The organism is Pseudomonas sp. LF-5 (genome assembly GCF_037626295.1).
Lineage (GTDB): Bacteria > Pseudomonadota > Gammaproteobacteria > Pseudomonadales > Pseudomonadaceae > Aquipseudomonas > Aquipseudomonas monsensis.
This window is the reverse complement of record NZ_JARKMT010000001.1, coordinates 172,935-187,877: the sequence shown is the minus strand read 5'-3', so window position 1 is coordinate 187,877 and position 14,943 is coordinate 172,935. Positions and strand designations below refer to the sequence as shown.

The 14,943-nt window shown below is 60.4% G+C and carries 15 protein-coding genes; 9 read left to right on the top strand and 6 right to left on the bottom strand.

Annotated features, from left to right (window positions below; genetic code table 11):
* Position 1 precedes the first annotated feature (1 nt).
* A complete protein-coding gene (locus PseuLF5_RS00975) occupies positions 2-1,612 on the top strand; it encodes an ABC transporter ATP-binding protein (protein WP_123462784.1) in 1,611 nt (536 codons plus the stop codon).
* 19 nt (positions 1,613-1,631) lie between these two features.
* The gene (fabI, locus tag PseuLF5_RS00970) at positions 1,632-2,426 is read left to right on the top strand and encodes an enoyl-ACP reductase FabI (RefSeq protein WP_003202751.1); all 795 of its coding nucleotides are present in this window, start codon (positions 1,632-1,634) and stop codon (positions 2,424-2,426) included.
* 88 nt (positions 2,427-2,514) lie between these two features.
* On the opposite strand, the gene PseuLF5_RS00965 is transcribed toward fabI, so the two are convergent.
* The gene (locus PseuLF5_RS00965; RefSeq protein WP_340132708.1) at positions 2,515-3,369 is read right to left on the bottom strand and encodes a LysR family transcriptional regulator; all 855 of its coding nucleotides are present in this window, start codon (positions 3,367-3,369) and stop codon (positions 2,515-2,517) included.
* 110 nt (positions 3,370-3,479) lie between these two features.
* On the opposite strand from PseuLF5_RS00965, the gene PseuLF5_RS00960 reads away from it, so the two are divergent.
* The gene (locus PseuLF5_RS00960) at positions 3,480-3,905 is read left to right on the top strand and encodes a VOC family protein (protein WP_123376737.1); all 426 of its coding nucleotides are present in this window, start codon (positions 3,480-3,482) and stop codon (positions 3,903-3,905) included.
* Between the two features lie 653 nt (positions 3,906-4,558).
* Here the strand turns inward: PseuLF5_RS00960 and PseuLF5_RS00955 are convergent.
* The 4 genes from PseuLF5_RS00955 to PseuLF5_RS00940 form a co-directional block, all read right to left on the bottom strand.
* Positions 4,559-5,524: a GGDEF domain-containing protein gene (locus PseuLF5_RS00955; RefSeq protein WP_340132707.1), complete on the bottom strand. Its 966-nt coding sequence runs from the start codon at positions 5,522-5,524 to the stop codon at positions 4,559-4,561.
* 64 nt (positions 5,525-5,588) lie between these two features.
* The gene (locus tag PseuLF5_RS00950; protein WP_340132706.1) at positions 5,589-6,167 is read right to left on the bottom strand and encodes a hypothetical protein; all 579 of its coding nucleotides are present in this window, start codon (positions 6,165-6,167) and stop codon (positions 5,589-5,591) included.
* Position 6,168: 1 nt separating this feature from the next.
* Complete coding sequence (locus tag PseuLF5_RS00945) at positions 6,169-8,331, bottom strand: xanthine dehydrogenase family protein molybdopterin-binding subunit (RefSeq protein WP_340132705.1); 2,163 nt, start codon at positions 8,329-8,331, stop codon at positions 6,169-6,171.
* Positions 8,332-8,345: 14 nt separating this feature from the next.
* The gene (locus PseuLF5_RS00940; RefSeq protein ID WP_003224136.1) at positions 8,346-8,801 is read right to left on the bottom strand and encodes a (2Fe-2S)-binding protein; all 456 of its coding nucleotides are present in this window, start codon (positions 8,799-8,801) and stop codon (positions 8,346-8,348) included.
* A 263-nt stretch (positions 8,802-9,064) separates the two neighbouring features.
* Here PseuLF5_RS00940 and PseuLF5_RS00935 point away from each other — a divergent pair, with 263 nt between their 5' ends.
* Positions 9,065-9,904: an alpha/beta fold hydrolase gene (locus PseuLF5_RS00935; RefSeq protein ID WP_340132704.1), complete on the top strand. Its 840-nt coding sequence runs from the start codon at positions 9,065-9,067 to the stop codon at positions 9,902-9,904.
* A 170-nt stretch (positions 9,905-10,074) separates the two neighbouring features.
* On the opposite strand, the gene PseuLF5_RS00930 is transcribed toward PseuLF5_RS00935, so the two are convergent.
* Positions 10,075-10,467 (bottom strand): GFA family protein, encoded by a 393-nt coding sequence (locus tag PseuLF5_RS00930; RefSeq protein ID WP_340132703.1) that lies wholly within the window; start codon positions 10,465-10,467, stop codon positions 10,075-10,077.
* A 733-nt stretch (positions 10,468-11,200) separates the two neighbouring features.
* On the opposite strand from PseuLF5_RS00930, the gene PseuLF5_RS00925 reads away from it, so the two are divergent.
* The 5 genes from PseuLF5_RS00925 (at position 11,201) to PseuLF5_RS00905 (ending at position 14,848) form a co-directional block, all read left to right on the top strand.
* Positions 11,201-11,566: a DUF6124 family protein gene (locus PseuLF5_RS00925; RefSeq protein WP_340132702.1), complete on the top strand. Its 366-nt coding sequence runs from the start codon at positions 11,201-11,203 to the stop codon at positions 11,564-11,566.
* Between the two features lie 158 nt (positions 11,567-11,724).
* Complete coding sequence (locus tag PseuLF5_RS00920; protein ID WP_194933160.1) at positions 11,725-12,714, top strand: aldo/keto reductase; 990 nt, start codon at positions 11,725-11,727, stop codon at positions 12,712-12,714.
* Complete coding sequence (locus PseuLF5_RS00915; protein ID WP_194933161.1) at positions 12,711-13,301, top strand: flavodoxin; 591 nt, start codon at positions 12,711-12,713, stop codon at positions 13,299-13,301. The genes PseuLF5_RS00920 and PseuLF5_RS00915 overlap by 4 nt, the downstream gene beginning before the upstream one ends.
* 24 nt (positions 13,302-13,325) lie before the next feature.
* Positions 13,326-14,318 carry an aldo/keto reductase gene (locus PseuLF5_RS00910; protein ID WP_194933162.1) on the top strand — a complete coding sequence of 331 codons (993 nt, stop codon included), beginning with the start codon at positions 13,326-13,328 and terminating at the stop codon, positions 14,316-14,318.
* A 62-nt stretch (positions 14,319-14,380) separates the two neighbouring features.
* Positions 14,381-14,848 carry a (R)-mandelonitrile lyase gene (locus PseuLF5_RS00905; protein ID WP_340132701.1) on the top strand — a complete coding sequence of 156 codons (468 nt, stop codon included), beginning with the start codon at positions 14,381-14,383 and terminating at the stop codon, positions 14,846-14,848.
* The last annotated feature ends 95 nt before the right edge of the window (positions 14,849-14,943 follow it).

The window sequence follows — 14,943 nt, the reverse complement described above, 5'->3', positions numbered from 1 at the left end:
AATGAATCAGGACAATCTGATCGAAGTGCGCGACCTCGCCGTCGAATTTGGCCTTGGCGAGCGCGTCCACCGCGTGGTCGAAGGTGTGAGCTTCGACATCAAGCGCGGCGAAACCCTGGCGCTGGTCGGTGAATCCGGCTCGGGCAAATCGGTGACGGCGCACTCGATCCTGCGTCTGCTGCCCTACCCGATCGCCCGTCACCCGGCCGGCAGCATCAATTACGCCGGACAGAATCTGCTGGCACTGAAAGAAAAGACCATTCGCCACATTCGCGGCAACCGCATTGCAATGATCTTTCAGGAGCCGATGACCTCGCTGAACCCGCTGCACTCGATCGAGAAGCAGATCAACGAGGTGCTGGGCATCCACAAGGGCCTGACCGGCAAAGTCGCGACCCAGCGCACCCTGGAGCTGCTGGAGATGGTCGGCATCCCCGAGCCGCACAAGCGCCTCAAGGCCCTGCCCCACGAATTGTCCGGCGGCCAGCGCCAGCGGGTGATGATCGCCATGGCCCTGGCCAACGAGCCAGAACTGCTGATTGCCGACGAGCCGACCACCGCCCTGGATGTGACCGTTCAGCTGAAAATCCTCGATTTGCTCAAGGAATTACAGGCCCGATTGGGCATGTCGCTGTTACTGATCAGTCACGATTTGAACCTGGTGCGAAGAATTGCGCATCGCGTATGTGTCATGCAGCGCGGTTGCATCGTCGAACAGGCATCGTGCGAAGAGCTGTTCCGTTCGCCGCAGCATCCGTACACTCGGGAATTGCTCGGCGCGGAGCCCAGCGGAGGCCCGGCGAGCAATAAAATCGGCGCGCCGCTGCTTGAAGTCGAGGACCTGAAAGTCTGGTTCCCGATCAAGAAAGGCCTGCTCAAGCGCACGGTGGATTACGTCAAGGCAGTGGACGGCATCAATTTCAGCCTGCCTCAGGGTCAGACCCTGGGGATCGTGGGGGAAAGCGGTTCCGGTAAATCCACCCTGGGTCTGGCGATTTTGCGGCTGATCGGCAGCAAAGGCGCCATTCGCTTTGAAGGCAAGCAGCTAGACTGCCTGACGCAGAACGAGGTTCGCCCGTTGCGTCGGGAGATGCAGGTGGTGTTTCAGGACCCGTTCGGCAGCCTGAGCCCGCGCATGTGCGTCAGCGACATCGTTGGCGAAGGCTTGCGGATTCACAAGATGGGCACCGCCGAGGAGCAAGAGGCGGCGATTATTGCGGCATTGAAGGAGGTAGGTCTGGATCCGGAAACCCGGCACCGCTACCCCCACGAATTTTCCGGTGGGCAACGGCAGCGAATCGCCATTGCCCGGGCTTTGGTGCTGAAACCGGCGCTGATCCTGCTGGACGAGCCGACGTCGGCGCTCGACCGGACGGTGCAGCGGCAAGTGGTGGAGCTGTTGCGTTCACTGCAAGCCAAGTACAACCTGACGTATTTGTTCATCAGCCATGACCTGGCTGTCGTCAAAGCGCTGAGCCACCAGTTGATGGTGGTCAAGCATGGCCAAGTGGTCGAACAGGGAGACGCGCAAAGTATCTTTGCCGCCCCCCAACATCCGTATACACAGCAGTTGCTGGAAGCCGCTTTTCTGGCACCAGCCACTGCGCAATAACCTGAAAGAGGAGCAACACATGGGTTTTCTCGCCGGTAAGCGCGTACTGATCGTCGGTGTCGCCAGCAAGCTGTCCATCGCATCCGGCATCGCTGCCGCCATGCATCGCGAGGGCGCTGAGCTTGCCTTCACTTATCAGAACGACAAACTGAAAGGTCGTGTTGAAGAATTCGCACAGGGCTGGGGTTCGAGCCCTGAGCTGTGCTTCCCGTGCGACGTGGCCAGCGATGAAGAAATCGCCAAGGTCTTCGAAGAGCTGAGCAAGAAGTGGGACGGCCTGGACTGCATCGTGCACTCCGTCGGCTTCGCCCCGGGCGACCAACTGGACGGCGACTTCACCGAAGCCACCACCCGTGAAGGTTTCCGCATCGCTCACGACATCAGCGCCTACAGCTTCGTGGCCCTGGCCAAGGCTGGCCGCGAAATGATGAAAGGCCGCAACGGCAGCCTGTTGACCCTGTCGTACCTGGGCGCCGAGCGCACCATGCCGAACTACAACGTAATGGGCATGGCCAAGGCTTCGCTGGAAGCTGGCGTACGTTACCTGGCCGGCTCCCTGGGCCCGGACGGCACCCGCGTCAACTGCGTATCGGCTGGCCCGATCCGTACTCTGGCAGCCTCGGGCATCAAGAACTTCCGCAAGATGCTGGCCGCCAACGAAGCGCAAACCCCGCTGCGCCGTAACGTCACCATCGAAGAAGTCGGCAACGCCGGCGCCTTCCTGTGCTCCGACCTGGCGTCGGGCATCAGCGGTGAAATCATGTACGTCGACGGCGGCTTCAACACCACCGCCATGGGCAACATCGAAGAGTAATCTTCGGTTAGCCAATAAAAAACCCGCCTGTTCAGGCGGGTTTTTTATTGGCTGCTATTTCTTGAACAACCCAAATCCCTTGTAGGGGTTATTCCAGGCACTGGGCGAACAGCTTTTGAATCGGCTGATTGCGCTGGCTATAGCGCTGCAGCAGGATCATCTCGCGGTAGAACGTCAGCTCACCCAACTCGACTACCCTGACCTTCAGCGGATGCTCCAGCCACAGTCCGGCCCTGGGCAACAACGAAACGCCCAGCCCCGACTCGACCATTTTCACGATCGCCTCCAGCTCATCCAGCTCCAGCGCTACGTTGACCTCTATGCGCTGCTCCCGCAGAAACCGCGTCACCAATCGCCCACCGAAAGAATTGCGGTCGTAGCGCACATGCGGCCGTTCGGCGAGCAACCGCAGCGGATCGTCGCCCTCGACCTGCGGCGGCACGATCAACACAAACGGCTCACGCCGGATCACCTGCGCCGACAACTCCTTGGGCAACTCGAACGGTGGCTTGATCATGATCGCCAAATCAACTTCGCCGGCATCGACCTGACTCAACAGATTCAACGACACGCCCGGCACCAGTTTTGGCTCCAGCCCCGGTGCCTGCTGGCGCAAACGCAACAAGGCTTGCGGCAACAGGCCGGTTTGCGCGGTGGCCACTGCACCGATTTTCAGCTCGCCGCGAAACTCGCTGACCGCGTCGTCCACCGCCATGCGGCTGAAGATCGCGAGCATTTCCTGCGCCATCGGCAACGCCCGCTGCCCCGCCGCATTGAGCGTCGCCTGCCGACCGGTGCGATCGAACAGGCGAATGCCCAAGGCGTTTTCGAGGTTGCGGATCTGCGCACTGACCGCCGACTGCGTCAGGCCAATATGCAAACCCGCGGCCGCAAACGTGCCGTGGCGTGCCACCGCGAGAAAGGTTTTGAGTTCGCGCAGCATGCACACCTCGATTGATCGAAATAATTTGAGCTCGACACAAAAACTATCGTCTTTCAATCACATTTCACAGCACTAAACTCAGTCAACCGAACCTGATCGAGAATTTCACTATGCAGCTCAGCCCTTTTCATCTGGCCATTCCGGTGTATGACCTCGCGGCCGCACGGCACTTTTACCGCGAGGTGTTTGGTCTGGAGGAAGGTCGCTCCAGTGAGCACTGGGTCGATTTCAACTTCTTTGGTCATCAACTGGTGATTCACCTGGCGCCGAAAAACGCCTCGCAGGAGGCCGCGCATACCAACGCTGTCGACGGGCATGACGTGCCGGTGCCGCATTTTGGCGTGGTGTTGGGTATGCAGGAATGGGAGGCGCTGGCCGAGCGTTTGCAGTCACTGGAGACGAAGTTTGTGATTGAGCCGGGGATTCGGTTTCAGGGTTTGGTGGGGGAACAGGCGACGATGTTTTTGTTTGACCCGTGCGGCAATGCGCTGGAGTTCAAGGCGTTCAAGGACATTGGGCAGTTGTTTGCCAAATGATTTGTATTGTTCGGGCTGACGCATTCGCTAGCAGGCTAGCGCCCACCGGGATCTAGGGTGAACCGGGATTTTCTGAACACCGAAGGTACCTGTGGGAGTGAGCTTGCTCACGAAGTGGCCAGCACATTCAACAGAGATGTGCCTGACCGGACGCCTTCGCGAGCAAGCTCGCTCCCACATGGATTTGTGGTGCACCGGGATTTTCTGAACACCGAGGGTACCTGTGGGAGTGAGCTTGCTCACGAAGAGGCCAGCACATTCAACAGAGATGTGCCTGACCGGACGCCTTCGCGAGCAAGCTCGCTCCCACATGGATTTGTGGTGAACCGGGATTTTCTGAACACCGAAGGTACCTGTGGGAGTGAGCTTGCTCACGAAGAGGCCAGCACATTCAACAGAGATGTGCCTGACCGGACGCATTCGCGAGCAAGCTCGCTCCCACAGGGATTTGTGGTGAACCGGGATTTTGTGAACACCCGCCGCTATTGTAGGAGTGAGCCTGCTCGCGATGGCGGTGGGTCAGCCGATGACGATGTTGAATGTGCGGACGCCATCGCTGGCAAGCCAGCTCCCACAGGTTCCTCGGGTGTTCACAAAATCCCGGTTCACTGCAGATCCCTGTGGGAGCTGGCTTGCCAGCGATGAGGCCCGAATCAACAACGCTTCAAGGCCTGCTTGTGCACATACATCGCACTATCAGCATCCGCCAGCAGCCGATCCACGGTCTCATGGCGCTCAGCGTCGTATTCGATCTGCCCGACACTGAAGCGAATCGCATAGCCCCGGTGCAACGTGGCATTACGCTCTTCGAGAATATCCTTGAGCCGCGCCATGATCGCCGTGGTTTCGATATGGCTGGAGCCGGTCAGCAGCGCGACAAACTCATCCCCGCCCAAACGCCCGACCACATCACTCTCGCGAAAGGCGATGCGCAGCACGTCGGCAAAGGTCTTCAGCGCACTGTCACCCTCGGCATGCCCATACAGATCGTTGATCTGTTTGAAGTCATTAAGGTCGAAAAACAGCAAGGTCGCCGGGCGCTTTATCCGCGCGCAGGCGTCCAGCGCATGCTGCGCCAGTTGCTTGAAACCACGGCGATTGGACAGCAACGTCAATTCATCCATGCTCGCGACCTGCACAGCGGCCAGCTCTTGCTCGGCCATTTCCGCCAGATCCCGCAACAACGCGCGCTCTTCCGCGTCGAGGTCGCGGGGCTTGGTGTCAATCAGGCACAGCGTGCCCATTTTATTGCCGTTGGGCACGGTCAAAGGGTAACCGGCGTAGAAGCGAATGTGCGGCGCGCCCATCACCAGCGGGTTGTCATGGAAGCGCACATCTTCGCGGGCGTCCGGCACCAACAACAGGCCATCGTTAAGAATCGCATGGCCGCAGAATGAAACATCCCTCGGCGTCTCGCTGACATCAAGCCCCACACACGATTTGAACCACTGCCGATTGGTGTCGATCAGCGTCACCAGCGCAATCGGCACATTGAACAGGCGTCTCGCCAACCGTGTCAGTCGATCGAAACGCTCTTCAGGGGCGGAATCGAGCAGTTCAAGTCCGTGCAGCGCTTGAACGCGCGCCGTTTCATTCGCAGGTTTTCCTGGAACCAGCATCAGCACACTCCATTGGCAACAATGCTTTTAAGCGTAGCGCTAATTCGCCGAGGGGTTCACTTCATCAGATCCCCGCCACCGGACACGGTCCGCCCGCATCGGCCCAGAGCTTGAATTGCGTCACGAAAATATCGTGCGGCACTGGCACCGGCGCGCGCCCTGCTCCGGGATTCCAGCCCCACAGCACCAGTTTGTCTTCGCTGACATGCTTGATCAGTGCAGCAAAGTCGCGATCGCCATTGCTCGAACGGTCCTTGATCATCGCGCAGAGCTTGTCCGGCGGCAGGCCGATCCAGGCCATTTTGTGCGCCGCCGGCGGCAGGCTCCAGTGCGGTGCCCCCGGTGGCGCATGCGGGCCGTAACTGGCCGGCGGATTGTTTTCCGCGTGACAGGTTGCACAGGGCAAACCAGCCGCACCCTTGCCGTCCATGCCGCGCACCACGTTCATCGCATGGGGAATGCCGGCGTCGAACTGCAATGGCGAATCGCCGGGGATGTGGCAGTTCTGGCAACGCGGGCTCTGAAAGACTTTCTGCACGGTGCCGAACGCCTTCAGTGCTTCCTGATCGTCGGCGAACAGCTCAGAGGCATAACCACCCAGCCCCAGTAGAACCACAGTGCCCAACACTAGATGTCGTTTCATCTCACACCCCCGACAGTTGCAGCGGCAACTCGCGCAGGCGTTGCCCGGTCAGGGCGAACACCGCATTGGCCACGGCTGGCGCGGTCGGCGGCACACCGGCCTCGCCGATGCCGCCGGGTTTGTCGCTGCTGGGCACGATGTGCACTTCCACCACCGGCATCTCGTTGAGCCGCAGCACCTGATAATCGTGATAGTTGGATTGCACGACCGCGCCGTCCTTGAGCGTCAGCTTGCTGTGCAGCGCCATGCCCAGGCCGAAGGTGATGCACGACTCCATCTGCGCGGCGATGCTCTGTGGATTCACCGCAATTCCGCAGTCCACGGCGCAGACCACGCGGTGCACGCGAATCACCAGATTGTCCTGGGACACCTCCGCGACCTGCGCCACGTAACTGCCGAATGACTCATGCACCGCCACGCCCAACGCGTGACCGTCCGGCAACGGCGCTTTCCAGTTGGCCTTCTCCACCGCCAGGTTCAACACGCCAAGATGCCGAGGGTGTTCCTTGAGCAATGTGCGCCGGTACTCGACCGGATCCTTGCCCGCCGCTGTGGCCATTTCATCAATCAGAGATTCCATGACAAACGCGGTATGGCTATGCCCCACCGATCGTAGCCAGAGCACGTTGATGCCAGTCTGCGGCGAATGCAGATCGACCTGATGATCGGCCAGCCCCTTGATATAGGGACTGTCGGCCACGCCTTCGACCGAGGTCGCGTCGATGCCATTCTTGACCATCGTCGCTTCCAGCAGGGTGCCGGCCATGATCGACTGCCCGACCAGCACATGCTGCCAGCTCGACGGCAGGCCATCGGCGCCGAGGCCGATCCGTGCCTGATGCAGGAACATCGAACGGTAGTAACCACCGCGAATATCATCCTCCCGCGACCACACGGTTTTTACCGGCATGGCGGCGGCTTTCGCCACTTGCACCGCTTCGGCGACGAAGTCTGACGTTGGGTTGGCCCGGCGCCCGAAACCACCGCCAAGGAACTCCGTGTGAATCTCCACCTGCTCGGGCTTCAGCCCGGTGATCTTGCCGGCGACCATTTGATCGAGCGTCTGAAACTGCGTTCCAGTCCAGATCTCGCACTTCTCGGCGCTGATCTTCACCGTACAGTTCAACGGCTCCATCGGCGCGTGGGCCAGATACGGCACGCTGTACTCAACGTCGATCTTCTTCACCGCCTTGCCAAAACTGCCCTTGGCATCACCGGCCTGACTCGCCGACGTGCCTTGCGTCGCGGCCAGTTTGCGGAAACTCGCCAGCAGTTTTTCACTGCTCAGGTCCGCATGCGGACCCAGATCCCAATCGACCTTCAACGCGTCTCGCCCGAGTTTCGCCGCCCAGTAATGCTCGGCAATCACTGCCACGCCGGTGGGCACCTGCACCACTTTGTGCACGCCCGGCACGGCCAGCGCTTCAGCGCCTTCGAAGGATTTGACCGTCGCACCGAATACTGGCGCACGGGCAACCATCGCCGTCATCAAGCCTTCGAACTGCACGTCCATGCCGAATTTGGCGCGGCCGGTGATTTTCTCCGGGGTGTCGAGGCGTTTGGTCGGTTTGCCGATGACCTTCCAGTCCTTGGCGTCCTTGAAGGTGATCGACTTCGGGTCCGGCACCGGCAGTTGCCCGGCCGCGTCAGCCAGTTCGCCGTACGTCGCGCGTTTATCGCCAGCGATGACCACACCCGATTCGGTGCGAATCGCTGAAGGCGCGACGTCGAAACGCTTGGCCGCCGCCTCGACCAACATCTGCCGCGCCGTGGCGCCGGCCAGACGATAGCGGTCGAACTCCATCCACGTCGATGTCGAGCCACCGGTAATCTGCATGCCGCCAAACGCCGGCATGCCGTAATCCGCCGCCGAGGCCGGTGAATGTTCGACGCGGATTGTCGACCAGTCGGCGTCCAGCTCTTCGGCAATCAACATGGTCAGGCCGGTCCAGATGCCCTGGCCCATTTCCGAATGGCCGAGCAACACGGTGACGCTGTTGTCTGCGGCAATGCGCAAGAACGCATTGGGCGCGAAGACCTTGCCTTCATTCTCTGCCGCGAAGGCAAACTTATGGGCGCCGGGCACGACAAACGCTACCACCAGGCCACCGCCCAACATGGCGCTGCCCTTGAGAAAACCCCGACGCGATACAGGACTGTTCATCGTCTATCTCCCAATCAGCCAATCTCGGACGCACGTTTCACGGCCGCGCGGATTCGCGGATAGGTGCCGCAGCGGCAGATATTGCCGGAGAGCGCCTGATCGATATCGCTGTCGGTGGGTTTGGGGATCTTCGCCAACAGAGCCGCCGCAGACATGATCTGCCCCGACTGGCAGTAACCGCACTGCACCACGTCGAGTTCGGCCCAGGCTTGTTGCACTGGGTGCGAACCGTCGGTGGACAGGCCTTCGATGGTGAGAATTTTCTGGCCGTGGGCCACGGCGGTGGCGGGCGTGATGCAGGCGCGCAACGGCGCCCCATCGACGTGCACGGTGCACGCGCCGCACTGGGCCATGCCACAGCCGAATTTGGTACCGGTCAGGTGCGCGACATCGCGCAGGACCCAGAGCAACGGCATGTCCGCCGGGACATCGAGCTCCTGATCCTTGCCATTGATATTCAGGGTCAGCATCGGGGGATTTCCTCAGACTCACGGTGTTCTGAAGGGGCGTCGCTGTGGCAGCAGATGCCTACGCACGCCTCGGCTTTTCCCTTTCAGCAAAGCCTAAATTGCGCTTCAAGCCAGATGTTGCGACCACCGGTCATGCAGATGTCGACTTTAATCCTACAGTTGATAACGGCTCGCACTGAGCCTGCGCACAACCATCATCACCCGCGAAACCGGTCCGCGAACATCGAGCGGGTTATCCATCACATTGGTCTGGAGTAGCGAACATGGGATTTGTCACCAGCAAAGACGGCGTCGAAATCTTCTACAAGGACTGGGGCCCGAAAGACGCGCCGGTGATCCACTTCCATCACGGCTGGCCGCTCAGTTCCGATGACTGGGATGCGCAGATGCTGTTCTTCCTGGGCAAAGGCTTCCGGGTGGTTGCCCATGATCGCCGAGGGCACGGGCGTTCCAGTCAGGTCTGGGACGGGCACGACATGGATCATTACGCCGACGATACGCTGGCTGTGGTTAATCATCTGGGCCTGAAGAACGTCGTGCATGTCGGTCACTCGACCGGTGGCGGTGAGGTGATTCATTACATCGCCCGGCATGGTCAGGACAACGTTGCCAAAGGCGTGCTGATCAGCGCAGTGCCGCCGCTGATGGTGCAAACCGAGAGCAATCCGGGTGGTTTGCCGAAATCGGTGTTCGATGATTTCCAGGCACAACTGGCGGCGAACCGGGCGCAGTTCTATCGGGACATTCCGACCGGGCCGTTTTATGGCTACAACCGGCCGGTCGCCACTCCTTCGGAGGGGATTATTGCCAACTGGTGGCGTCAGGGCATGATCGGCGGCGCCAAGGCGCATTACGACGGGATCGTGGCGTTTTCGCAGACGGATTTCACCGAAGACTTGAAGAAGGTCACGGTGCCGGTGCTGGTGATGCATGGCGAGGATGATCAGATTGTGCCGTATGCGAACTCGGGGCCGTTGTCGGCGAAGTTGCTGCCCAATGGCACGTTGAAATCGTATCCGGGGTTCCCGCACGGGATGCCGACGACCGAGGCCGAAACGATCAACGCGGATCTGCTGGCGTTTATTCGCGGTGAAGATCTGTAAGTTTATGTACTGCACCCTGTGGGAGCGAGCTTGCTCGCGAAAGCGTCATTACTTTCAATATTGATGTCGACTGACACGACGCCTTCGCGAGCAAGCTCGCTCCCACAGGTACTATGTGACATGCCAAAAATCCTCACTCCATTCCAAGTCCCACAGGTTTGCTGCCCCCTCTACTCCTCTGTACGCTCCGTGCTCTCGCGATCACGCTCGTAGTGGTGAGCCAGTGGCAGCGCCGGTAACCACGACTCGCGCCGAATCGTCCAGAGTTCGTAAGTGGGTTTGAACTGATTAGGCTCATCGAGCGATCCGACGTTGACCTCTACTTCATCTTCGGAACGCGTGAACACCGGAGAGCCGCAACGCGGGCAGAAAAAGCGCCCGTTGTAGTCGCGGGTTTCGCCGGTGACGGTCAACGCATCCTCGGGGAATATGGCCGAGGTGCCAAACAGTGCGCCGTGGCGTTTGCGGCAGTCGAGGCAGTGGCAAATGCCGACGCGGTAGGGCTGGCCTGTCACTTCGAAACGGACATCGCCGCATAGGCAACCGCCAGTCAATCGACTCATGTCACACCTCCTCTTCAGAATTTGAAATTACCGACAGCCCTCACCCTAACCCTCTCCCGGAGGGAGAGGGAACTGACCGAGTTGTTTGCTCGGAATACGCCGACCTGAAATATCGAGTTGAACTCGGGCTCTGGATTACATGGAGATCCGCTCCCTTCCCCCTCGTCCCCTTTGGCGGAGAGGGAACTGACCGCGCTGAATGTGCAAGTTGCACCGACTTGAAATACCGCGTCGAACTCAGATTTGAAGAGCACAAAGATCGGCTCCCTTCCCCCTCGCCCCCTTGGGGGAGAGGGCTGGGGTGAGGGGGAAAAATCTCACAGACTCACGCAAAACCGAAAGCCGCCACCAACCAACATTGCTCATGTATAAACGTCATCCGGTTATCGCGTTTAAAGCACACAAACCGTTACGCCATCCACCCTACAACACCTTGCGCCGTTACCTACGCGTACGCCAGAATCCGCCGGCTTACACGGCTATGGGCCGGGCTATATCGTTTGCCTGTCACTGCAAAACAGTGATCGGGTTTGGTAGCCCGTCTCTAAGCGTCATGGCTACACCTTGTTCGGTCCCTTTTGGGAACTCGAATTATATGGTGGCCACGCGTGGGGCTCCTTCGGGAGCGCCGGGTTTTCCCGCTTAGACCGGTCTACCAACCTGCGCATGGCCACCACCCTCGTTTGGTAGCGAGCGCGATGGCTCCTTAAATTGCTAAGTGGGAGTTTCATCCATGTTCAAAATCACGCCCAACCCACCGATCACCGATCCAATCCCTCACGACCCCGCGCTTGACCCGCAAAAGGTCAAAGAGGCAACCGGCCGCGCCCTCGACTACTACCTGCGACCCGAAGCACTGGGGGCTCCGCCAAGCTCGCCCCCGTTTCGCCCGGTCTATCTGGTCGACCCCACGCTGGATGAAGAAACCCTGTTGGTCGAAGCCTGTGAGTCGCTTTCCTACGCCCACTCCATGGCCGGTAACATCGCCAACTCAATCGGCGGCCCGGAGCGCAAACCGCTGCTGGCGCTGCAACAGGTGATCATGCTGAACGAGCTGTTGGTCAACCGACTGCTGGACAAGCTGCGCGTACCGCAATAATCACCAGACCGAATAAGTGAGGGGTTCCCCCCTCACTTTCGCGTTTGCCCCCCTCTGTCGATTAATGAACAGAACTCATCAAGCCATCCCGATTTACCTATCTAGTCCTCACCAGTCACCTCGCTTACTGTTCTCCCCACGCCCAACGGGAGATCAACATGCACAAACGCACACTCGGCAACAGTTCACTCGAAGTATCCGCCCTCGGCCTCGGCTGCATGGGTCTGAGCCATGGTTATGGCCCGGCCACGGATACCGAACAAGCCATCGCACTGATCCGCTCAGCCGTTGAGCGAGGCGTCACGTTCTTCGATACCGCCGAATTCTACGGCCCCTATATCAATGAGCAAGTAGTCGGCGAGGCGCTGGCGCCAGTTCGCGACCAGGTCGTGATCGCCACAAAATTCGGCTTCGCCGTCGGCGCCGACAATACAAAGCAGACTCTGGACAGCCGCCCCGAACGTATTCGAATAGCCGTCGAGGGCTCGTTGCGTCGTTTGAAGACCGACTACATCGACTTGCTCTACCAGCACCGCGTCGATCCGAACGTGCCGATCGAAGACGTCGCCGGCGTAGTGAAGGACTTGATTGGCGAAGGCAAGGTCAAGCACTTCGGCCTGTCGGAGGCCGGTGCGCAGACCATTCGCCGTGCGCATGCGGTGCAGCCGATCACGGCGCTGCAAAGCGAGTACTCACTGTGGTGGCGCGAACCCGAGCAGGAAATCCTGCCGACCCTTTGGGAGCTGGGCATTGGCTTCGTGCCGTTCAGTCCGCTGGGTAAGGGGTTTCTCACTGGCACGGTGACGGCTGAGACCACTTACGGCAGCGACGATTTCCGCAGCATCGTCCCGCGTTTCAGCCAATCGGCGCTCCAGGCCAATCAGGCGCTGGTGGTGTTAGTCCGTCAGATCGCCGCGCAGAAACAAGCCACCCCGGCGCAGATCGCTTTGGCCTGGCTGCTCGCACAGGCACCGTGGATTGTGCCGATTCCGGGGACGACCAAACTGCATCGCCTGGAAGAAAACCTCGGCGGCGCGGACATCACGCTCGACGCTGCTGAACTCAAGGCAATTGACACCGCGTTGGCGCAGATCCGCATCGAAGGCGAGCGTTATCCCGAAGCCCTCAAGGCGCGCGTCGGACGATGAGCCACGATCACGATCCGCTGCGGCGCACGGTAATCGCCGCACTGGCCAGTGCCCCACTGCTGTCGCTCGCCGATACGCAGAGTGCCGGTGAAACTCCGCGTTCTGGCTCGCGAATTCTGGTCGCGTATTTCTCGCGCTCGGGCAATACCCGCGTGGTCGCCGGGCTGATTCAACGTGGACTCGGTGCCGATCTCTTTGAGATTCGACCGGCCCACGCCTACCCCGAGGACTATCTACAAACCGTGGAGCAGGCACGTCAGGAACGTGACAGCGGCTTCGAACCCGAGCTGCAAAGCAGGGTTCATGCCCTCAGCGACTACGACACGATTTACCTCGGTTTTCCGATCTGGGGTGAAACCGCCCCGCCGATCGTGCGTGCCTTTCTCAGCACCCACGACCTGACTGGCAAGACTCTCATCCCCTTCAACACCCATGGCGGTTATGGCTTGGGCAACAGCCGCAGCGTTCTCCTGAAGCACGCGCCGAAGGCAAAAGTGCTGGAAGGCTTTGTGATGGAGGGTGAGCAGGAGCGCAAGACCATGGAACGGGTGAACGGCTGGCTGAGCGATCAGCCCCTCACGCGTTAATCGAATTCTGTACGGAGTGACATCATGAAAAACCGCACGTTGGGCAATGGCCTGGAAGTGTCTGCATTGGGCCTTGGCTGCATGAGCATGACGTCGGCCTACGGGCCGGCAGCCGACCAAGCCAGCATGATCAAGCTGATTCGTTCGGCCCACGAGCAAGGCATCACCCTGTTCGACACCGCCGAAGCGTATGGTCCGTTCGCCAATGAAGAACTGCTGGGCGAGGCCTTGCAGCCGATCCGCGAGCAGGTCGTCATCGCCACCAAGTTCGGCTTCGATATCGACCCGATCACCGGCGCACGAGGCGGCGGCACCAATAGCCGGCCGGAGCGTATCCGCGCCGTCGCCGAGGCGTCGTTGAAGCGCTTGCGTACCGATCACATCGACCTGTTTTATCAGCACCGCGTTGATCCGCAGGTGCCCATTGAAGACGTCGCCGGCACCATCAAGGACTTGATCGCCGAGGGCAAGGTCAAGCATTTCGGCCTGTCTGAGGCAGGTGTGGAAACCATCCGCCGGGCCCACGCGGTACAACCGGTCACGGCGGTGCAAAGCGAATATTCGCTGTTCTGGCGTGGCCCGGAGCTGGAACTGCTGGCCGTGCTGGAAGAACTGGGGATCGGCTTCGTACCGTTCAGCCCGCTGGGTGCCGGTTTCCTCACCGGTCAGATCGACGAGCACACGCAGTTCGACGCCAGCGACTTCCGCAATTTCGTCCCGCGCTTTTCCCCTGAAGCACGCAGGGCCAATCTGGCGTTGGTCGATGTGGTGAAAGCCGTCGCGCAACGCAAACACGCCACGCCGGCGCAAGTGGCACTGGCCTGGTTGCTCGCACAGAAACCGTGGATTGTGCCGATACCGGGCACGACCAAACAGCATCGACTGGAAGAGAATCTGGGCGCAGTCGAGCTGCCATTGACCGGCGACGATCTGCGCGAGATCAACGAGCAGATGGCGCAGATTCAGGTGCACGGCGAACGTCTGCCGGAGTCGGCACTGAAAATGACCGGACTCTGAGCCTGCCCAACGCGGCGCCATGTACGGCGTCGCTTTCCCTGTCTGACCGGAGAACCAATCCGATGAACCGATTGATTGCGCCACTCGTTGCTTTTTCACTGATGGCGGCAGAGTCCCAGGCCGCCAGCGAAATCCGCATCACGCCAAACGGCTCGCAGCCCTCGGCCACGGGCGCGGCGCAAAACTTTACCGGCATGGTGCGCGTTGATGGCCTGTTCAAAGGTGAACCGCCGGCGCGCATCGGCGGCGGCACAGTGACCTTCGAGCCGGGCGCACGCACGGCGTGGCACACCCATCCGCTGGGGCAAACGCTGATCGTCACCGCCGGCGTCGGCTATGTGCAGCAAGAGGGTGGCGCGCGTCAGGAGATTCGTCCGGGCGACAGTGTCTGGATTCCGCCGAACATCCGTCACTGGCACGGCGCCACGGCCAGCAACGGCATGACCCACATCGCCATCGCTGAAGCCGAGGACGGCAAGACCGTCACCTGGGCAGAACAGGTTTCAGAGGCGCAATACGCTGGCCAATGAAGTTACCGAATGTGTCGAGGCTGCTCGCCCGGCACCTTCGCGGCAAACCGTCATGCGACCTCCAGGCCCCGCACCAGCGGGGTCGAGCCGGGATT